The organism is Bacillus cereus group sp. MYBK30-2 (assembly GCF_051915945.1).
In the GTDB taxonomy this organism is placed as follows: domain Bacteria; phylum Bacillota; class Bacilli; order Bacillales; family Bacillaceae_G; genus Bacillus_A; species Bacillus_A paramycoides.
Window position 1 is genome coordinate 68,497 of sequence record NZ_JBQAFR010000005.1, and the last position, 19,735, is coordinate 88,231.

Here is a 19,735-nt window from a genome sequence, read left to right on the forward strand (position 1 = left end):
TTTTGATGCTGATTATTTTTGTTCTAAAATACGTTCAACCTCATCTATGCCTAATTTACTGGCTTTAGCAATCGTTTCAAGTGGTACACCAAGTTCATGCATACCTTTAATCATCTGTATTTTCCCTTGCTGAACCCCTTCTTGAATTCCTTCTTTTTTCCCCTCATTACGAGCATGAGCAAACTTTGCAGCCTCATCCATTAAGGCCTTTTCTCTTGCTTCATATGCTTGACGGAAAGAAGAATCTTGACTCATACGTTCCCACTTATTCATTGCTTTTTGTAAAATCGGATCTTGGTTCATGGCAATGTCCTCCAATGTTTGTGTGAGATGTTCATCTTCATTCGCTGGTAATAATAATAACCAACGAACAAACGAATCTTCCCACGGATTGACTTTCTCTTCGCGCCATTGCTGTAGTAACTTTGGAATCTCTACAATATGAACTTCTATATCGTCACTTAATAACTTTTGTTGTTGCTGATTCCAAAGGATTCCTGTTGTATGAAACGCTTCATATTCTGGAAACATCACAAAATTTAACAAATTAATGGTAATCGTTTTATGAAGTGAGCTATAAGGCATTCCTTTTTGCAATTGAGAGGTGTATAACCTTCCCCAATAATACAAGCTTCGTTTGATCATATCGTGATTGTTATTCAATTGTATTTCTACATTTACCTTTGTTCCTGTATTTAATGTAGCCGAAATATCTAAAATCGATAATTTATCTTCTTCATATTCTCGATGCAAATGTGGATCTTCTAATTGCAGGGAAACAATAGGTGATTCTAAAGAATCTTTTAATATGGCATTTAAAAAGGCAACTAAAATATCTTCATTCCCATTTGTGCCAAATAACTGCTTAAATGCAAAATCGATACGTAAATTTACTAATGAATTGGACATGGTTTTCCTCTTCCTGTTTCAGACTATATCTTTATCTTTATTGTACATAAAAACAAAGTCAACATGCAAACAATCCCCTAGGATTTATATAGGGATGCATACAAATATACACAATAGATTATCGAAGACTATTTGGGGTCACCATATCATTTTGAGAAAATTGTACGCTAAGGAATTTATAAACGTAACAAACCTTGATTTCATAGGGATATAATAGAAAAGCCTTCTTTAATTATCTATTCAACACATTGTTTTTTCATCAGAAACAACTCTAATTGATATCTATAAAAGGAGAAATTAGATAAGATATTATTTATATGAAATATTAAAATGTAGATAGGGGAAGTGAATATGGACAAGAAGCTAACGTATTGGCTAGGATCTATTATTGGAGTAATAGTACTTGCGACTGGTATGACTTATGGAATGTTACAGTTTGCTGAAGTACCAATGGGTAGTGAGAAGCATGCTTTTGCAGAGTCTGATTATAAAGAAGCACCACCATCGAATGAAGCAGAAATTGAAGGTTCAAATGCACAACTTCACATCACTAAAAGTTCTACTGAAGAAGAAGTTATTTCAGCAATGCATAGCATGACTCATCAAAAAGTAAAAGTGAATGACGGACGGGGAGCAACTCCTATGTCTAAAAAGAATGCAGAAAAAGTAAGAAGCATTCTAAAGCAAAATGATTTTAAGAACAAAGAAGAACTATTAGCAATCACTGAAAGATGGGTAAATAGAGATTTTAGTAAAATCGTAGAAGAACATAACTATTTCTGGGAGCTTCAAGACGGCAAGATAGGTGAAACTACAGAAATGGATCCGATAGAAGAGCAAACATTCTCTTTAAATAATTTCGGTGATGAAGTAACAGCCGCTTTACATAAATCAGGAGATCTTCAGTTCGTTGGAGAATAATAAATATCTATAAATTATAGTTAGAAGCTGCTCTTTTTGTATTTATCTTTTCTAAATTTCTTCAATACATAGATGTGATTCTCAAGTCGGAGGAAGGCACCTTAGGGTGTCTTTTTTTAACGAATTTACCGAAAGAATTCTCCTTCCTCAAGCGTGTGAAGGGCGATAGCCCAACGGTAGGTGGGAGATGAATTTCGGTTTGGCATAGCCAAAAACTTTTGATAACTTGATATATGAGGTTGCAGGAAGAAAATAGAGTGCGAAAACCAAGCCATTCGGTTCCTACGTAAAATATCAACTCTAATTTTAATCCAAAATACGCACAAATGGCTCTAACGATACTTCGAACCCATTATAACTTTTGTATGCCATTTACCACAAAGGAAGGGAAAAAGAAAACAGTAAAAACACCAGCACAACGATTGGGGATTACTGACAAAGTGTTTGATTTAAAAGATATAATTTACTTTAGATAGTTCACTCAAATAATGGTGGACTATATTTTTTTAAAAGGTAAATGGAAAATTTATGTTAAAATCATTATAGAGATTGTGAAAAAATGTTCTTAAACTAACGGTCAGGTTATTTTAAGAAGGGTTTTTCAAAGGAAATGGTGAGTATCATATTTTGAAGGGGTGATTGCAGTGGAGTAAGTGATTTTTTTAATCTTGGTTAAATACTTTGAAGGAAGGGATTTATAACTATGAATACAAAACTAATAATAGTAGAAGGTTTACCTGGATTTGGAAAATCAACCGCTGCAAAGCTAATAAATGAAATTCTAAGCCAAAATAAAATTGAAGTTGAACTATTTTTAGAGGGAAATTTGAACCACCCAGCCGACTATGATGGTGTATCTTGTTTTAATAAATTTGAATTCGATAGATTATTATCTAACAGTGGAGATTTTAAAGAAGTGCTTCTTAAAAGAGTTCTAAAAAAAGGAAGCAATTATTTATTACCATACAGAAAGATAAAAAATGAGTTTGGTGACCAGTTTTCGGACGAATTATTTAACGCTATTTTTAAAAACGATATATATGAATTACCATTCGATAAAAATGTTGAATTAATTGCTGACAAATGGAATGACTTTGCTGAAAGTGCTCTAGAAGACAATAAGGTTTATATCTTTGAATGTTGTTTCATACAAAATCCATTAACTATTGGGATGATTAAATATGGTGAACAAAAAGAAAAAATAATAAATTATGTAATGAAAGTTGCAAAAATCATAGAGAATTTAAATCCAATGTTATTGTATGTAGAACAAGATAATCTTGAATTTTCATTTAGGAAGGCATTAAAAGAAAGAACTCCAGAATGGTCCACAGGAATTGTCGACTATTACACTAACCAAGGCTATGGGAAAGAACATAACCATTCAGGTGTAGAAGGAGCGATAAAAGTTCTTGAAGCTAGAAGGAATTTAGAGTTAGAAATATTCGATATGTTAAAAATGAAAAAAGAAAAAATCAATAATACAAAATATGAAATTGACTCATATAGGTCAATGTTAAAAGATAAGTTAACAATACAAATGGTGAAATAGCTTTTTACACTAACTGGTGCAATTCTTTAAAAAGGCATCGCTGTTTTTGATACTTAAAGTAACATATTGTGAAATATTGTACTTACGCTAACGGGTGCTTTAGTTGAAGAAGGAAATAAAAACGCTCAGAATATTTTCTGAGCGTTTTAGTTTGCTATTTATAATGCGAAACGGGGTGCGAAATGCATACAAATTATTGTGTTATTTCTAATGGTTATTAGCATTTTTCTCTCCCTAAACTGAACCCGTTACCTTAAATAAACAGATTTTTATTTTTAATCTGTCTACCTAATGAGGAGCAGATCAATCTTTTTCAAAATGGATTCTTTTTATTTGCCTTAACATGTTGGTTCAAACGATATTTTCTATAAAACTTTAACTTATAGCTACACTTATCCCACTCTTTTATCTTTACTTTCTGATTTATGCAATATAGATTCCCCTTCAACATCTATATTTGGAAGAATCTTATCCAGCCATTTTGGCATATACCAAGCTGTTTTCCCCATCAATGTCATAACGGCCGGAACAATAGTCAGCCTAACCACAAAAGCATCAAATAGAACTCCAAATGCTAGACTCATACCTATAGCCTTTACCATTGGGTCTGGCATAAGCATAAAGCCAAAAAATACAGCTATCATGATTAATCCTGCTGCAGCTACAACTTTTCCGCTGTCTCTCATCCCTGCAAGTATAGCTTCCTTTGGATTACCTGTATGCGTGTAAACTTCCCGCATACGACTTGCAAGAAACACTTCATAGTCCATTGCTAATCCAAAAAGGATACCAATTGTAAGGATTGGCAAGAAGGCAAGAATTGCACTAGAAGAAGGGAAACCAAATAAATCAAGAAGATTTCCATCTTGAATAACAAACACGGCAAATCCTAGTGTTGCAGCCAATGAGAGCAGGAAGCCTACTACTGCTTTTAAAGGAAGTAGTAGGGATCTAAATACTAACACTAAAAGAACGTATGCTAGTCCTACTACAAGCACTGCGAATATAGGCAATGCCGTATTTAGCTTTTCTGTTATATCTATATTGACCGCCGTTGTACCAGTAACTAATAACTCAATGTCATTTTCTTTTTTTGTTGTATTTTTAATGTCTTCATTGATTGGATCAAAAGATCGTCAAGGGAGTCTCCTCAATCTTTAGTTGAAAAAATATATGAGATGCTCCCAATAAAAAAAGAAATATAGAAATTTTTTTCTTCTACTAACCTGCCCCTTTTTGCGAGATAAAAATAGCTGCCAAAATGGCAGCTATAATCAAAGAAAGTCCTTCTTAAGGGTGTTGAAAATTTATTTAATGTTATTGGCATTCCCTTTCAAATTGAAAAATATCTTGATTGATCATTTGATGAAAGTATTTATCCATTTCTTCTGCTGAAACACTTTTTCTATTTTGTAACCACCATGCAATTAACGTTCCAGTGACACCAGAATAGAATTCGATAATTAACTCATTTGGTATCGTATGATTTTTACAAAGTCGATTTAGCTCTTGATTTTCCAGTTGCTTCATTTCACGATTTTGATACTGTAAACGGTTAATAAATTGCTGATCATCCATTTGTGACTCTAACATTTTACCAAACTCTTTATGATGCAAGCATTGTTCCATCACTTGAAATGGCCTAGTTAATCGATCTAAAAGCGGTATTTGAAAAACTTCCTCTTGAAATTTGTTAATTCCAACTGCAAGTAAGGCATCTTTATCTTCAAAATGTTTATAAAATGTTGTTCGATGCACCATCGCACGATCACAGATTTGATTTATGGTAATAAAACTATATTTCTGTTTTGATTGCGTCATTAATTCAAATAAAGACTCCCACAATAATTTATGTGTACGTCTAACACGTAAATCCAACTGTTCCTCATTATTTTTCATCTACACTTCTCCTTTTTTGTAGATTAATTATACAACTTGTGAAAATTGATTCTCCCCTTTTAATCTACATGTGTATATCATATTGCATATAATCCTTAGTATACAATTGTATTAAAAACAATCAATGCAGGAAGTAATCTAAGGGGACTATGTTTCTGGGTCAGACGAATTAGGTAGCCAAATTTTGTTCTATTGTACTCTGATTAGGCATGGAGGGATTTATATGGAAAATACAGTAATTTCAACTGCTGAAATTAAGGGTTTAAAAACTAAATCCGAAGAATTTGCTCCATTTTCTTGGTATAAAAAAATGCTGACGGAGCATCCGATTTACTATCATGCAGGCACGGACACTTGGAATGTTTTCAAATATGAAGACGTTAAGCGAGTTCTTACAGACTATGAACTATTTTCAAGTAAGCGCCACCGTTCCATTTCCCAGATTGGAGCAGAAACAGAGGAAGGGAGCGTCCCAGATCGCTTAAAAATTAATGAAACGGATCCACCGGAACATCGTAAGTCACGTTCACTGCTTTCGGCTGCTTTCACCCCTAGAAGTCTCAAAACTTGGGAGCCGCGTATTGAACAGATTATTAACGATTTGATTGCCGAAATAGGGGATAAGTCGGAGATCGACATTGTCAAAGATTTTACAACCCCCCTTCCCATCATAGTAATGGCCGATTTGCTTGGGGTTCCGCATAAAGACAAGCTACTGTTTAAGAAATGGGTCGATATATTGTTCATGCCGTTCAATAGTGAAAATGCCGAGGAAGTGGGTCAACAAAAAGCGAAAGCAGCGATGGAGTACTTTAATTATCTGTATCCGATCGTTGTAGAAAAAAGAAAGCAGCTTTCAGACGACATTCTTTCTGATTTGATTCAAGTTGAAATCGAAGGAGAAAAGTTTACGGATGAAGAAGTTGTTCGTGTGACTATGTTTCTTCTTGCGGCGGGTGTTGAAACAACAAGTCTTTTGTTGGCTAATTCATTCTACGCATTGCTATATGATGCTCCTAAACTTTACGAAGAATTAAGAAGCGATATAAACCTCGTACCTAATTTTGTTGAGGAGATGCTGCGTTACCGTTTCCACGTTATTGCATTGGACCGTGAAGTGAAAGTAGATAACAATGTTCTAGGCGTTGAGTTGAAGAAAGGGGATTTGGTAATCACTTGGAATAGCGCGGCAAACTTTGATGAGGAAGTATTCGAAGATCCATTTACTGTGAATATTCACCGAAAAAATAACAACCGGCATCAAACGTTTGGCAATGGGCCGCATTTCTGTCTAGGTGCGCCACTGGCGAGATTGGAAGCTAACAAAGCGTTCAAAATTTTTATGGAAACATTTTCTCGCATTGAATCGGTTCCAGGCTTCAATTTGGAGGCAAGTTTACAGGTTTCAGCTGCTGGGCAGGCTTTATCCAGCTTACCGCTGAAAATTCATCGTTAGGCCAAGTTGTCCGGTAAATTTGGGTATCCCAAAAGTCATCAAAAATGACGGAGGGACACCCTTTCTTCGTTTTGAAAATGATTTCTAATCTTCTATTTCAAATCCAAAAACATCTTGATTGATTATTTGATGGAAGTATCTATCCATTTCTTCTGCTGAAACACTTTTTCTATTCTGAAACCACCATGCGCTTAACGTTGTAATTACACCCGAATAGAATTCGATAATTAACTCATCTGGTATTGTATGGCTTTTACAAATTCGATTTAATTCTTGATTCTTCTGTTTCTTCATTTCACGAGTGTGAGAATGTACAAAGTTACTAAATTGTTCATCATCCATTTGCGACTCAAATATTTCACTAATCTCCTTATGATGTAAGAATTGTTCCATCACTTGAAATGGCCACAACTTAAAAACGTTTTAAATCTTAATTTGTAGATAATGATACAATGAAAATTTAATTTGCATTAATATCTTCAAATAATACTAAAAAACATTTTTTGACCATAAGTAATAATGGTTTAAAATTAAGGTATGAGACAAAGTTAATAAATAAATCGGAGGATGAAATGTATAAATTATTGATTGTTGAAGATGAAATGAATATTGCAGATACGCTAAAAAACCATCTTGAAAAATATGGCTATCATTGCCTCATTGTAGAAGATTTTCAAAAGGTATTAGAAATTTTTCAAGATTTTCAACCCCACCTTGTCATAATGGACATTACCCTTCCTGCCTTTGATGGTTATTATTGGTCCCGTAAAATAAGACAAATATCGAATTGTCCTATTGTGATTCTCTCTGCTCGTATGAGTGAGGCGGATCAAGTGTATGGCATTGAAAATGGGGCTGATGATTTCATTACTAAACCTTTTTTATTAGGAGTGGTACTTGCAAAAATTAATGGACAAATTCGTCGTATATATGGCGAATATGCAAGAAATGTACAGGAGAAAATTATAAAAATAGGAAATACAACTTTAAACCTGGACACTGTACGATTATGCACACCTAATCTGGAGGAGCTATTAACGATAAAAGAACTCCAGCTATGTACAATGTTCTTTGAAGCGTATCCTAATGTTGTAACACGACAGCAACTACTTACAGCCATTTGGGATGAGGAAGAATTTGTTGAGGAAAATACCTTAACAGTAAATATTGCAAGAGTACGAAAGAAATTAGAAGCCATTCATTCTACTTTAGAAATTACAACTATTCGAGGAATTGGCTATCAATTAACGGAGAAACTCACATGAAGTTATTTTTAAAAGACCATATGAGCTTTATTATTTTGTATATCATTACATTTATTAGCTTACCAATTGTGATTCATCGATTAGATGGTTTTGAAAATCATTATACCTATTTTATATTTCTAGCCTTCTCTCTATTGATCGTACTACTTTTTTGTCGTTATTTACGTCGTAAAAAAATGTATGCACATATTGGGAACAAGAACATCCATACGGACAGTTTTATGATTTATCAGCCAATTGCTCCATACGAGAAAGCATACGCAACTCAGTTGCAATATATTCAATCCTTATTTTTATCAAAAGAAGAGGAATATAAGTGTTCTTTACATAATCAGCAATTAATGATTTCTCATGCAGTTCATCAAATGAAAACACCACTTTCTGTCATTCAACTGCTTATACAATCCAATCAGTTTAAGGAACCAAGTTCTCTTACAGAATGGCAAAAAGTAAAAGTTGAATGTGATAAACTGAACTTTTCTTTAAATCAGTTACTAACGTATAGTCGCTCTACTAAATTATTAGCAGATTTAAAAATAGAACAAATTCCATTAAAACATATCGTACAAGAAGTTATTAACGATTTAAGGGATTATTTTATTGAGGAAGAAATCTTTCCTAAAAGCACTATACCAGAGCATATATTACTTTATTCAGATCGTAAATGGCTAAAGGTTGTGGTTTACCAGTTATTAAGTAACGCTGTTAAATATGGAGAAAAACACTCTTCTATTATAATCCATTATGAAAATAGACAGTTATTCATTAAAAATAAAGGAGAAACGATACCTGAAAGTGAAATAAAACGTGTTTTTGAATTATTTTACACAGGAACGAAAGGACGTACAAAGGGGGAAGCAACTGGTATCGGTCTTTATTTAGTAAAAAGTATCCTTACTACATTAAATCATCCATACCATCTACATTCTAAAGATAATGAAACAACATTTACAATAGATTTCTCAAGAAGTATAGAAACGGCTACCATATAAGGTAGCCGTTTTGAATGTGACAATTTTGTCATCTTGCTGTCACATTGAGAGATGTTAAGAAGTAACAAGCATATTTATACTAAAATACTGAAAGAAACAAAGGAGTGAAATACTAATGTCAAACACAATCTTAAATGTAAAGGATCTTCAAAAGGATTATACAGGTGAAATTATTTATAAAGCATTAAAAGGGATTGATTTTCATTTAGAAAAGAATGAGTTTGTTGCCGTAATGGGTCCTTCCGGTAGCGGAAAAACAACATTCCTTAACTGTATTTCCACAATCGATCCTCCAACTAAGGGATTAGTTACAATTAATTCAAAAAATCCTTATGAATTAAATGATACTGAACTAGCAAAGTTTCGTCGGACAGAATTAGGATTTGTCTTTCAAGATTTTAACCTTGTTCATACCCTAACAGTAGAGGAGAATATTTTATTACCGTTGACACTCGACTCTGTACCAGCTACAGAAATGAGTAAGCGTTTAGAGAAAGTTACAACTTTCTTAGGGATTAAAGGAATTTTAAAGAAGCGTACATTTGAAATTTCAGGAGGTCAAAAACAACGTGTGGCCATTGCGCGGGCTGTTATTCATGAACCTGGACTATTATTGGCCGATGAACCGACTGGAAACCTAGATTCTAAAGCGGTAAATGATGTAATGACGTTATTTGAATCAATTAATCAGACTTTTAATACAGCGATTTTAATGGTGACGCATGATGCCTATGTTGCAAGTTTTGCCCACCGCGTGATCTTCATAAAAGACGGTATTCTTTATAATGAAGTGCATCGAGGCAATAATAAAAAGGAGTTTTATCAGGAGATTATGGACACACTTACATTTTTAGGTGGTGGACAGCATGAGTTTTAATCATATAGTCCTTCAAAACATCTTGCGAGATAAATGGACATACATTTCTTACTTTTTGAGCAGTGTATTTTCTATTTTGATATTCTTCTTATTTTCGATTATAGCCTTCCATCCAATGATGGAAATCGTTGATACATCGAGTACACTTGGTCTTACCATGATGCTTATGAGTTTCATTGTTTACATTTTTTCATTTGCTTTCATCACCTATTCACTGTTTGCGTTTTTAAAAAAGAAAATGAAAAGTCTTGGTATTTTTATGATTACAGGGGCATCCATGAAGCAAGTGCGCAAAATGGTTTTTAGAGAAAATATGCTTATTGCTGGTGCAGCTATTATAACAGCAATCCTATTAGGGCTTATAATTGCCCCTTTATTTTTAATGGTTACTAAAAGAGTGTTACAAACTGATAGCTTCGGTATGTATTTCCCAATACAATCCATTCTATTAACAATTGTCTTATTTACAATTTTGTTTTTTATCGTTTCTAAATTTACCACACGCTTTATTAACAAAGAAGAAGCGATACATTTGCTAAAAGCGGATGTAACACAGGAAAAGTTAATAGCGCCTGCGCCATGGAAGCTGTTACTATCCGTAATTACCAGTGGATTCTTTATACTCTCAACCCTGTTAGAAATGAATTGGATTGAATCATCTGGAATGATCTATTACATTGGATTATTTGTTAGCTCACTATTAGCCATTTACTTTATTATTACGCAAGGAACGTTGTTAGCGTTTCATACATTACAAAAACACCCGTCATACTTGAAAAAAACAAATATGCTTTATGTTTCGAATCTCAAATCCAAAGGTCGTTCACATGCTAATCTTATCTATTTATTAACAGTATTGTTATTAGGTGTATTTGTATGTACAAGCGTATTGTACAGCTCTTATTATAACGTAAAAGGGAATGCAGAAGCGACATATCCTTACAGCTTTCAATATATCTCACTCCCAGAAAATAAAAAAGAAGTTGAAAAAGAGGATATTACATTTATTGAATATACATTATCCAAACAAGGTAGTTATGATGCGTATCATTCCGCATTTAAGACAGATAAACAACGAAATATCGGATTTATGTCAGTTTCAAATTATAATGCACTTGGCTCCCATAAGACAATTTCACTAAAGGGTGATGAATACTATGTTGCTGCAGGTAATCATGATGTCCTTCCAAGTATTGAGGATATTCATGATTACTCGTTTGGAAACCTTAAATATGTGGGGCTTGAGAAAAGAAATATTTTAACTTCAAGTTTCCAAAAGGTATATTATATCGTTTCAGATGAGGTTTATGAAGCAATTGACTATCCCGTATTTAATGTATTTGTTTATGAAGTTGATCATTGGACAGAAAAACTTGGACTGTCCGAAACAATTCTTTCAAAAGTTTCAACAATACCGAATGAGCGATTGATATCTTCTAAAATTAATTTGTACGAGACTGAAAAAACTACAGCAAGTCTTCTGTTCTTTATTGGTTTTATGCTGAGCATTATCTTTTTAAGTGCGGCAATGAGTATACTTTATTTCTATCTCCAAACGTCATTTGAAGAAGAAAAAGAAAAATATGCAGGAATCCGTAAAATTGGCTTTTCTGTAAAAGAATTAATTACTGTCGTGACCAAGGAGTTGGCAACTTTAATTTTTATCCCGTTTGCATTCGCATCCATACTTCTATGTGGAACACTGCTTGGAATGCGTAGCCATTTTTCATCAGCATTTTATGGCGTCACAGCTATAGGTGTAGGGATATTTTTAATACTATTTGTTATAAGCTTTTTCATCATTCGACGAAGTTATTTGAAAAAACTAATGAATTAACAATATATATGTTTAATGGTTTAGCTATTTATCTAAATCTAATATAGTAAGTTTATTCAAGTTTTTACTGTCCAAGAGGTTCTATTTTTTTATAAAAGAACCTCTTAGACAAACAATTAATACTTTTTTATAAGTATATTGAGTATGTAAGAAAACAAAAGAGTGTTTCCATAAGATTAATAGTATTTGAGTAACATGTAAAGTGGAGGTTTTAGATTTTATGAGGTTAAATGCTTTTCAATTAAAGATTTTTGCAATGCTCCTTATGGTCATTGACCACGTGTATACTTACATTCCAGGCATGCCAATGTGGATGCATCATCCAGGACGTATTGTAGCACCAATTTTCTTCTATTTTGTAGTGGAAGGATTCTTCTATACACGAAATCGTACAAAGTATGCTACACGTGTATTTATGTGGGCAGCGATTATGTTTGCAGGTTCAGCGCTAATTCAGTACATGTTCCCAAGGGAAAGTGGACTTCACAATAATATTTTCTTGTCACTTGGAATGAGTATTGTTTTACTTTGTACGATTGATTATACGAAACGTACAAAAAACTATTTACTAGGAATTCCAGCTACAATTATTGTGGCTACATTAGGAATGTTTACAGAAGCAAGTTTTATGGGCGTCATCATGACATTAATTTTCTATTTCTTTAAAGAAAAGAGAATATGGTTAATTATCACATATGTATTACTTTCATTAATGGAAGTCCCAACGTTACTTATGGCGGGAGAAATTTTTACAGACATGGGCTTATTTGGTTTTAATAACCAATGGATGATGGTATTCGCATTACCATTCTTCTTCTTATACAATGGAGAACGTGGTTTAAATAATGTATTTACAAAATATATGTTTTATATTTTCTATCCGGTTCATTTATGGATTATCTATACAGTTGGATATTTTGTGGGTAAATAAAGAAAAAGCTTTGCATAATATGCAAAGCTTTCTCTTTTATTACAGTATCCTTATTTCACCAGTAATTTATCCCCTAGCAAAAACACAACTTTGTATACAAACACTTTTCATCCTATTCGAATATATATCCCCATAATTTATCAAGTTTCTAAATGAAGTTGTAGGAATGAACCTTACGGGAAGTTTTTAGTACATTCAAATTTTGCTTAGCGTACGAAATTCGCGTTTTGTTGGTGCTACCCCATCTCCATCAAGCTAAGAAAAGCAAGTACCCCAAAACGATAAAATTGGCATCTCCAGGTGAAAATGTAATTTAGAATGTACCTAACTTAACCCTTTAGTATATAATAGTATTTAGAAAATAAAGGAAAATATCTTTTTTTAATTATAGCCCTAAATATTTCTCAGTGTTTATGATTATATAAAGAAGGACTAATCAAATTATAGATAGGGAGAAAATTAAATTGAAAGTGTTTAATAAACAAGTACTTCGTTTTATTATAGTGGGGTGCGCGAATACCCTGAATTATTACATATTCTATCTTTTATTAAGCCAATTAATAGGGTTAAATTATTTATCAGCACATATTATTGCTACTGTAATAGGCATAATAGGTTCTTTTTTTCTGAATACGTACTTTACTTACAAAACAAAACCGACTTTAAAGAAATTTTTACAATTCCCATTAACATATGCTGTTAATATTGCAGTTACAACTGTCGGCATTTATATTTTAGTTGACTTAGTAGGGTTAAATGAAATAATTTCACCTTTCCTAGCATCACTGACTGCGATACCTTTTACATATTTATTATCGAAAAAAATATTAGTTACGAAAATCGAAAGAATAGTATAGTGAGAAATTTACATAGGAAGCAACATTTTTATACCTAATGAAACTTGTAATGGATGGAATGGCTGCAGAATTGGAGTGAAATAATAGCGAAGACTGGTCTCTTAGAAACCGGCTTTTAAAATGCTAACTAACAATGTCTTTTACTAAAAATAATAATGCCTATTATCATATAAAGGATGGTGCAATATGTCTGTTGAGGTACCAATTGTAATACCTAAAACCTTGATTATCATTCCCGCTTACAATGAAGAGGAAGCGATTGCAGATACATTAACAAGACTTTTAGAACTAAAAGAACACTTTGTAGGATTAGATATTTGCGTAATTAATGATGGATCCAAAGATAAAACACCTGCAATTGTCACAACATTCCCGGTACATCTTGTAAATCTACCTTATAATTTAGGGATTGGGTCAGCTGTACAGACTGGATACAAATATGCTTATGAACATGGTTATGGTATCGCTATTCAATTTGATGCCGATGGACAACATAACCCAGAAGATTTATATAAAATCATCCAACCTATTGCTGAAGATCAATGCGATATGGTACTGGGGTCTCGATTTACGGAAAAAACCGCATATAAAGGAAGTCTTTCAAGACGAATTGGCATATTTTACTTTACTGCCTTGTTAAAATTACTAACAAAACAAACATTTATGGATCCAACATCTGGATACCGCGCTATTAATCGCGAAGTAATTAAGATTTTCGCACACAATTATCCGAAAGATTATCCAGAACCAGAAGTGCTCATTCACTTAAAAAAGAAGAACCTTCGCATTAAGGAAATATCAGTTAATATGCAAGAAAGACAAGGGGGACAATCTTCTATTACACCTTTAAAATCTGCATATTACATGATTAAAGTAAGTTTAGCCATATTAATGCAAAAAATTGTGAAAGGTTGATAATTCATGCCTATAGTTACCTTTTCATTTATCTTTATCTTATTATTATTTTTCCTAATTATTAATTCTATACGTAGAGGTGCTTTAGACACAAAATATTCTATCCTTTGGATTTTCGTTTGTATCGCAATGGCAATTTTAAGCTCTACAGATAAAATTATAAATTGGATTGGGAAGCTATTACACGTAGAATACCCACCATCTGTTTTATTCTTGTTTGGACTTTTATTTTGCTTTATTTTAATTTTTGATTTAACTCGCAAGGTTTCTAAACAGCATCACCAACTTGTAACATTGACACAAGATTATGCGCTGCTAAAACAAAAATTAAATAATAAAGAACAAAATGATTCTTTACACGATGCATAATTAAAAATGACCTGCTTTCTAATTTTAGAAAGTAGGTCATTTTTTTAAATATATCTCTTAGAGGGGTCCCGCCCCATCGCCATCAAGCTAATATTTTTAATTACCCTCATAACGAAAATTTTATGCATCGTTGCCTACTGATAATGGGTGTTATATAAAGGAAGGTCAGTACATAACAAAGAAAACTTTATCATATTTTACTAGGAATAATTTGTATATTATGTAAAATAGAGATATGCCTGGAATAAGGTATATCTTTATTTTGTTAGTATGTTTGAAAATTTTGTATATGGTAGGTGTAAAGATGTTAGGTAATTTAATCCATTCAATTTTAGTATTTTTAGAAGGCCTTGGTTATTGGGGAGTTATGCTTGGACTAATGATTGAAATTATACCAAGTGAAATTGTGCTAGCGTATGCTGGATATTTAGTGTCATCAGGAAATATATCGTTTTTCGGTGCTGTTGTATTCGGTACAATTGGTGGAGTTATAGCACAGCTATTTATATACTGGATTGGTCGTTATGGAGGAAGACCAGTACTTGAGCGTTATGGAAAATATATTTTCATTCAAAAAAAGCATATTGATCATGCGGAAGCATGGTTCAATCGTTATGGAACTGGTGTAATATTTACAGCACGTTTTATTCCTTTTGTGCGCCATGCTATTTCAATACCTGCAGGTATTGCTAAAATGTCACATGTTAGATTTATTACGCTTACTACGCTTGCAATTATTCCTTGGTCGGCATTATTTGTATATTTAGGTTGGAAACTGGGTGAAAAGTGGGAGAATATAAATGAAGTAGCAGGGCCCTATATTAAATATTTTGCTATTATTGCAGTGGCTCTTGCTGTTTTCTATTTTGTTGTAAAAAAATTAATGAGAAGACGTGGCTAGTAATTTATTATTAGGAATCACCATACATTACTATTAATCTAAGATGAATTTATATCCATAATTCATAGAAAGCGTTATTCTTTTTGGAGAAATATACAGTGGTCTGACCCCCATCGCTATCAAGCTAAGAAAATACAACTCCCCCAGAACCCTAACTTGTAATAAAAAAGCTCATTTTTTCGTTTTGGGATGGATTTGTTTTCTTAAGTTGATGGGCATGGGGTTCAGCCGAGATACATGTAATTTCAGGTTATAGGCTGTAATTTATTTCCATTATTAGATTACGGTGTAACAAAAAGGTGTTTTACTAATAATGTTACGAATTATTTTTGATACAGTATTTTGTTACAGCTAGTTTAACGGTTAGGATATTCATATTTTCAAATACAAAACGTAACAAAAACGAACGTTTATGTTACAAATCTCATCGAAAGTTGCTTATTGGTAAATAATGTATCCTAGTGACCTATTTTTACATGTATCTCGGCTGAACCCCTATAGAAAATCGACTTTTTTATTTTTTCTTGTTCAAGTAAAGCACCCGTTAGTTAAACAACAGAAGGTTTCTTAGTCAAGAACCGCTCCAATCGTATTACGGTATTAAATTACCTATCATAAGGTTCGAGCTTCAAAATAAATTCTTCAACATCCTTGCCTCTTGCGTTGGAAAAACCCTTATCTTCAGAGATGATTTTAAACCTGCATTTTTCCAATACCCTAATGGAGGCGAGGTTATCTTTAGCGGCACGAGCATAGAGCGGGCGTACCTTAATATACTCCAGAAACTCTGACAACGCTTTAGTTGCAATACCATGACCCCAATATTCCTTCCCAATCCAGTAGCTTACTTCGGGTTCGCCGAACTGTTCAAAGTTCGAGACGTGTCCAGTGACAATGCCATTGAATAATATAGTCTTAATTGTGATAGTCTCGTCAGCGATATTTTTTTTCCAATGGTCAAAAAATGCGTCCTTATCAGTGGGGTCTTTAGCTGTAAAGGCAGCCATATAGTTCGCCGTTGAATCTAGTTGTTGTTCGAAAAAGATAGGAAGATCTTCCTCTGTGATATCTCGTAGCTTCACTTCGCTTTTGCTAATGGATTCCATATAATTCACAAGCTCCTTAACATATTTTTGAATATAAATTCTTCCAAATTTAGAGAAATTCCTTCTTCAACTAACCTGCCCCTTTAGTTTAAGTACAGTTCTTCACAATCTCAATAGTGTAGAGCCCATTGAGACACAATCCAATCACCTACAAAAATAGACTTCATAATGTCTCATATGGCTTGTATCAGAATGCTTATCGTTGTAAATCCGCATTTTCCAGATGCTACCCCATCGCTATCAAGCTAAGATTTTGCACTATCTATAAAGCAAAAAAGACGTTATCCTTTCTGTAGAATCATAGGAAAGGATGGCGTTTTTTATGGATCTTTCGATTCTTGACGAACTTCAACCGATTGCTGAAGAATTACAACGACATATGTCTCCTCATGTTCTAGAACACTTAGCTAAAGAAAAAGGATTCGTTCATCGAAAGAGTAAATATCAAGCAAAGGAATTAGTTGCTTTATGTGTATGGCTTAGCCAACAGGTTGCAAGTACATCACTCATACAATTATGTAGCTGTCTTGAAGTATCTACAGGTGTTCTTATCAGCCCTGAAGGGCTTAACCAACGATTTAATGCTTCCGCAGTACAGTTTCTTGAACAAGTTCTAGCTAACCTTCTAACTCAAAGAATTCATTCAACACAAGAAGTAATTCATCAATACACCACGACCTTTAAGCACATTCGGATTCTAGATTCTACAACATTTCAGCTTCCAGATAAGTTTTCTTCACATTATCAAGGTTCGGGTGGAAGTAGCCATACGGCAGGAGTCAAAATTCAATTAGAGTATGACTTATTGAGTGGGAAGTTCCTGCACGTTTATGTAGGAGAAGGAAGAGAAAATGATAAAACCTTTGGTTTAACAAGCCTACAAACCATTCGACCAAAAAACTTGTATATAAGAGATTTAGGCTATTTTGACTTACATGACTTACAGAATATCCATGATAAAGGAGCTTACTATATCTCACGTTTGAAATTAAATTCTCGAATCTATCGTAAGAATGATAAGCCAGAGTATTTTCGAAATGGGACCCTGAAGAAAGGGTCACTCTATATTCAGTTAGATATGGAAGAACTCATGAATCAATTGTCCCCTGGTCAAACAATGGAGATTTCAGAGGCATACATTGGACAGTATCAAAAATTACCAGCTCGTGTTATTATTCATCGATTAACAAAAGAACAAACAGAGAAAAGGTTGAAGGAACAAGCCAAAAAAGAAAAGAAGAAAGGTATTACCTACAAAGAACGAAGTAAACGGTTGAGTGGGATCAACGTGTATATTACGAATCTTTCTACAGAAAATGTTCCAACGGAACATATCCATGACTTGTATTCATTACGCTGGCAAATTGAAATTTTGTTCAAAACATGGAAATCTTTTTTTCAAATTGACAGGTGCAAAGAAATTAAGAAAGAACGCTTAGAATGCCATTTATATGGGCAACTCATTAGTATTTTACTCTGTTCATCGACGATGTTTAAAATGCGTCAGTTACTCTTAGATAAGAAAAAGAAAGAGCTAAGTGAATACAAATCCATCTATATGATAAAGAATTATTATCTATTGTTTTATGAGGGACTACAGAAGGGTATCCATGAATTATTAAAAATTTTATTGCGTTTGTTTTACCTGTTAGAAAAAAACGGACGAAAATCTCACCGTTACGAAAAGAAAACAGTCTTTGATATCTTAGGTGTTGTGTATGATTGTACGTTGTCACAAAGTTTCCAAGTTGCATAATATTTTTAAAAACACCTATTTAATAGGTTTATTTGTTATGCACATCTTTAGTGTAGTCGTAGAAAATTCAAAAACCACATTCACATATACCCTCTTGTCCCCCTTAGCTTGATGGGTATGTGGTGCTACCCCATCGCTATCAAGCTAACAAACAAAATTCCTATAAAATGAAAAAATATGCTATTCTTTTGTAGAATCATAGAAAGGGATGGCGTTTTTAAAGAAAATAAAAAACGCTTTTTGAAATTGACCAGAGAAAAGGTTAATGACAAATCTAGGAAGAGTGATGTAAAACAAAGCTAAAAGGCGTGAGGCCGCTACAATATCGAAGTCATACCCAAAATGTAGCTTTTAATGGAATAACTGTTTTAACTTTATGGGAGAACTTCAAACTTGTTTTTTAAGTTGATAGACATGTATAGTGACCCCTATTACCATACTTACTACTCAATAGGAAAAAATGCCTGTCACTCCCTGAGAAATGTCGAAGCTGCAAAATTCATTCGACATTTCCAAGATGATGACAATGGATTATTTTTTATAATTCTATTTTCTGGTTACCACGTTTTTCTAGATTTTTAGCAGTTTTACTTTGGGCAACATCCTTTTGGTCTTTAAAGGTGCCCATGAGAAAATCATAGGCTGGGTTCGTAACACCATACCAGTAATTTTCATTTTTGAAGTGATGCCATAAATGAACCTTTTTCATCCAGCGCCCCCATGGTGATATTGGTTGAAGGGGACGATGCGCGATATAATGCTTCCACTCATAAAATAATAAAAAGAGCATAATACCTGCAATAAATGCGTTTGTCATGACAAAGCTGGATGAAAGAAAATAACAAATTACTCCTGCAATTACAATGTTTGGAACACTATACCATAAGGGTAAAAATAATAAATGTAATTCATTCGGATTTGTATGGTGGTCATAATGTAGGCGCTTAAGCATTTTTAATAAAAATACATTCTTTGGTGGCTTTAGATGAAAAATAAACCTGTGAGTAGCGTACTCAGCTAAGGAATACATAATCATTCCCAAAATAAAAGCACCCAAAATTCTGATAGAGTTTAAATGTAGAATCATAAATCCAAAGCTAATGAGGAAAAGACAGCTCATGATCAATATATCAGGGTAGGAAAAATATTCTTTAAAATTTTTTAGTTTCATTTATCACGCCTCCAGCTTTCT

The 19,735-nt window shown here is 33.3% G+C and carries 17 protein-coding genes and 4 pseudogenes; 15 read left to right on the forward strand and 6 right to left on the reverse strand.

The window, feature by feature from the left end:
* Nucleotides 1–12 precede the first annotated feature (12 nt).
* Nucleotides 13–909, reverse strand: coding sequence for an Rpn family recombination-promoting nuclease/putative transposase (locus tag ACTFQM_RS22725; protein ID WP_327909374.1), 897 nt, complete (start codon nucleotides 907–909; stop codon nucleotides 13–15).
* 351 nt (nucleotides 910–1,260) lie between these two features.
* On the opposite strand from ACTFQM_RS22725, the gene ACTFQM_RS22730 reads away from it, so the two are divergent.
* The 3 genes and pseudogenes from ACTFQM_RS22730 (at nucleotide 1,261) to ACTFQM_RS22740 (ending at nucleotide 3,382) form a co-directional block, all read left to right on the forward strand.
* Nucleotides 1,261–1,830, forward strand: coding sequence for a PRK06770 family protein (locus tag ACTFQM_RS22730; RefSeq protein WP_440036366.1), 570 nt, complete (start codon nucleotides 1,261–1,263; stop codon nucleotides 1,828–1,830).
* 293 nt (nucleotides 1,831–2,123) lie between these two features.
* Nucleotides 2,124–2,306, forward strand: a pseudogene (locus ACTFQM_RS22735) (hypothetical protein); the annotation flags it as partial.
* A 227-nt stretch (nucleotides 2,307–2,533) separates the two neighbouring features.
* Entirely contained in the window at nucleotides 2,534–3,382 is an 849-nt protein-coding gene (locus ACTFQM_RS22740; protein ID WP_440036368.1) for a hypothetical protein, read from the forward strand.
* Between the two features lie 392 nt (nucleotides 3,383–3,774).
* On the opposite strand, the pseudogene ACTFQM_RS22745 reads toward ACTFQM_RS22740, so the two are convergent.
* Nucleotides 3,775–4,491: pseudogene (locus tag ACTFQM_RS22745) on the reverse strand (MMPL family transporter); the annotation flags it as partial.
* Between ACTFQM_RS22745 and ACTFQM_RS22750 the strand changes: the two are divergent.
* Nucleotides 4,477–4,587 (forward strand): annotated as a pseudogene (locus ACTFQM_RS22750) (TetR/AcrR family transcriptional regulator); the annotation flags it as partial. The pseudogenes ACTFQM_RS22745 and ACTFQM_RS22750 sit on opposite strands and share 15 nt — an antisense overlap.
* Nucleotides 4,588–4,699: 112 nt before the next feature.
* Here ACTFQM_RS22750 and ACTFQM_RS22755 read toward each other — a convergent pair.
* Nucleotides 4,700–5,281, reverse strand: a complete 582-nt coding sequence (locus tag ACTFQM_RS22755) for a TetR/AcrR family transcriptional regulator (protein WP_440036370.1) — start codon at nucleotides 5,279–5,281, stop codon at nucleotides 4,700–4,702.
* A 223-nt stretch (nucleotides 5,282–5,504) separates the two neighbouring features.
* Here ACTFQM_RS22755 and ACTFQM_RS22760 point away from each other — a divergent pair, with 223 nt between their 5' ends.
* A complete protein-coding gene (locus ACTFQM_RS22760) occupies nucleotides 5,505–6,737 on the forward strand; it encodes a cytochrome P450 (RefSeq protein WP_427289061.1) in 1,233 nt (410 codons plus the stop codon).
* Between the two features lie 84 nt (nucleotides 6,738–6,821).
* On the opposite strand, the pseudogene ACTFQM_RS22765 reads toward ACTFQM_RS22760, so the two are convergent.
* Nucleotides 6,822–7,142, reverse strand: a pseudogene (locus ACTFQM_RS22765) (TetR-like C-terminal domain-containing protein); the annotation flags it as partial.
* 167 nt (nucleotides 7,143–7,309) lie between these two features.
* Here ACTFQM_RS22765 and ACTFQM_RS22770 point away from each other — a divergent pair.
* From ACTFQM_RS22770 to ACTFQM_RS22810, 9 genes are all read left to right on the forward strand, one after another.
* Nucleotides 7,310–8,002: a response regulator transcription factor gene (locus tag ACTFQM_RS22770; protein WP_440036373.1), complete on the forward strand. Its 693-nt coding sequence runs from the start codon at nucleotides 7,310–7,312 to the stop codon at nucleotides 8,000–8,002.
* Nucleotides 7,999–8,994, forward strand: coding sequence for a sensor histidine kinase (locus ACTFQM_RS22775; protein ID WP_440036374.1), 996 nt, complete (start codon nucleotides 7,999–8,001; stop codon nucleotides 8,992–8,994). Before ACTFQM_RS22770 ends, ACTFQM_RS22775 begins: the two co-directional genes overlap by 4 nt.
* A gap of 115 nt (nucleotides 8,995–9,109) precedes the next feature.
* The gene (locus ACTFQM_RS22780) at nucleotides 9,110–9,871 is read left to right on the forward strand and encodes an ABC transporter ATP-binding protein (RefSeq protein WP_440036376.1); all 762 of its coding nucleotides are present in this window, start codon (nucleotides 9,110–9,112) and stop codon (nucleotides 9,869–9,871) included.
* A complete protein-coding gene (locus ACTFQM_RS22785) occupies nucleotides 9,861–11,708 on the forward strand; it encodes an ABC transporter permease (RefSeq protein ID WP_440036377.1) in 1,848 nt (615 codons plus the stop codon). Before ACTFQM_RS22780 ends, ACTFQM_RS22785 begins: the two co-directional genes overlap by 11 nt.
* A gap of 220 nt (nucleotides 11,709–11,928) precedes the next feature.
* Nucleotides 11,929–12,639 carry a TraX family protein gene (locus ACTFQM_RS22790; protein ID WP_400487549.1) on the forward strand — a complete coding sequence of 237 codons (711 nt, stop codon included), beginning with the start codon at nucleotides 11,929–11,931 and terminating at the stop codon, nucleotides 12,637–12,639.
* 464 nt (nucleotides 12,640–13,103) lie between these two features.
* Nucleotides 13,104–13,496 (forward strand): GtrA family protein, encoded by a 393-nt coding sequence (locus ACTFQM_RS22795; RefSeq protein ID WP_265624148.1) that lies wholly within the window; start codon nucleotides 13,104–13,106, stop codon nucleotides 13,494–13,496.
* A 186-nt stretch (nucleotides 13,497–13,682) separates the two neighbouring features.
* Nucleotides 13,683–14,411, forward strand: a complete 729-nt coding sequence (locus ACTFQM_RS22800; protein WP_440036378.1) for a glycosyltransferase family 2 protein — start codon at nucleotides 13,683–13,685, stop codon at nucleotides 14,409–14,411.
* Nucleotides 14,412–14,417: 6 nt separating this feature from the next.
* Entirely contained in the window at nucleotides 14,418–14,780 is a 363-nt protein-coding gene (locus tag ACTFQM_RS22805) for a DUF2304 domain-containing protein (protein ID WP_044441254.1), read from the forward strand.
* Between the two features lie 304 nt (nucleotides 14,781–15,084).
* The gene (locus tag ACTFQM_RS22810) at nucleotides 15,085–15,681 is read left to right on the forward strand and encodes a DedA family protein (protein WP_440036380.1); all 597 of its coding nucleotides are present in this window, start codon (nucleotides 15,085–15,087) and stop codon (nucleotides 15,679–15,681) included.
* Between the two features lie 605 nt (nucleotides 15,682–16,286).
* Here the strand turns inward: ACTFQM_RS22810 and ACTFQM_RS22815 are convergent.
* Nucleotides 16,287–16,787, reverse strand: coding sequence for a GNAT family N-acetyltransferase (locus ACTFQM_RS22815; RefSeq protein WP_242215712.1), 501 nt, complete (start codon nucleotides 16,785–16,787; stop codon nucleotides 16,287–16,289).
* 322 nt (nucleotides 16,788–17,109) lie between these two features.
* Here ACTFQM_RS22815 and ACTFQM_RS22820 point away from each other — a divergent pair, with 322 nt between their 5' ends.
* Nucleotides 17,110–18,543, forward strand: a complete 1,434-nt coding sequence (locus ACTFQM_RS22820) for an IS4 family transposase (RefSeq protein WP_440036381.1) — start codon at nucleotides 17,110–17,112, stop codon at nucleotides 18,541–18,543.
* A gap of 538 nt (nucleotides 18,544–19,081) precedes the next feature.
* Here the strand turns inward: ACTFQM_RS22820 and ACTFQM_RS22825 are convergent.
* Nucleotides 19,082–19,714 carry a sterol desaturase family protein gene (locus ACTFQM_RS22825; RefSeq protein ID WP_440036382.1) on the reverse strand — a complete coding sequence of 211 codons (633 nt, stop codon included), beginning with the start codon at nucleotides 19,712–19,714 and terminating at the stop codon, nucleotides 19,082–19,084.
* Nucleotides 19,715–19,735: the final 21 nt, after the last annotated feature.

Bases quoted from the DNA above. Each gene is read 5' to 3' on its own strand.
- ACTFQM_RS22725 (WP_327909374.1), bottom strand. From the start codon at position 909: ATGTCCAATTCATTAGTAAATTTACGTATCGATTTTGCATTTAAGCAG.
- ACTFQM_RS22730 (WP_440036366.1), top strand. From the start codon at position 1,261: ATGGACAAGAAGCTAACGTATTGGCTAGGATCTATTATTGGAGTAATA.
- ACTFQM_RS22740 (WP_440036368.1), top strand. From the start codon at position 2,534: ATGAATACAAAACTAATAATAGTAGAAGGTTTACCTGGATTTGGAAAA.
- ACTFQM_RS22755 (WP_440036370.1), bottom strand. From the start codon at position 5,281: ATGAAAAATAATGAGGAACAGTTGGATTTACGTGTTAGACGTACACAT.
- ACTFQM_RS22760 (WP_427289061.1), top strand. From the start codon at position 5,505: ATGGAAAATACAGTAATTTCAACTGCTGAAATTAAGGGTTTAAAAACT.
- ACTFQM_RS22770 (WP_440036373.1), top strand. From the start codon at position 7,310: ATGTATAAATTATTGATTGTTGAAGATGAAATGAATATTGCAGATACG.
- ACTFQM_RS22775 (WP_440036374.1), top strand. From the start codon at position 7,999: ATGAAGTTATTTTTAAAAGACCATATGAGCTTTATTATTTTGTATATC.
- ACTFQM_RS22780 (WP_440036376.1), top strand. From the start codon at position 9,110: ATGTCAAACACAATCTTAAATGTAAAGGATCTTCAAAAGGATTATACA.
- ACTFQM_RS22785 (WP_440036377.1), top strand. From the start codon at position 9,861: ATGAGTTTTAATCATATAGTCCTTCAAAACATCTTGCGAGATAAATGG.
- ACTFQM_RS22790 (WP_400487549.1), top strand. From the start codon at position 11,929: ATGAGGTTAAATGCTTTTCAATTAAAGATTTTTGCAATGCTCCTTATG.
- ACTFQM_RS22800 (WP_440036378.1), top strand. From the start codon at position 13,683: ATGTCTGTTGAGGTACCAATTGTAATACCTAAAACCTTGATTATCATT.
- ACTFQM_RS22805 (WP_044441254.1), top strand. From the start codon at position 14,418: ATGCCTATAGTTACCTTTTCATTTATCTTTATCTTATTATTATTTTTC.
- ACTFQM_RS22810 (WP_440036380.1), top strand. From the start codon at position 15,085: ATGTTAGGTAATTTAATCCATTCAATTTTAGTATTTTTAGAAGGCCTT.
- ACTFQM_RS22815 (WP_242215712.1), bottom strand. From the start codon at position 16,787: ATGGAATCCATTAGCAAAAGCGAAGTGAAGCTACGAGATATCACAGAG.
- ACTFQM_RS22820 (WP_440036381.1), top strand. From the start codon at position 17,110: ATGGATCTTTCGATTCTTGACGAACTTCAACCGATTGCTGAAGAATTA.
- ACTFQM_RS22825 (WP_440036382.1), bottom strand. From the start codon at position 19,714: ATGAAACTAAAAAATTTTAAAGAATATTTTTCCTACCCTGATATATTG.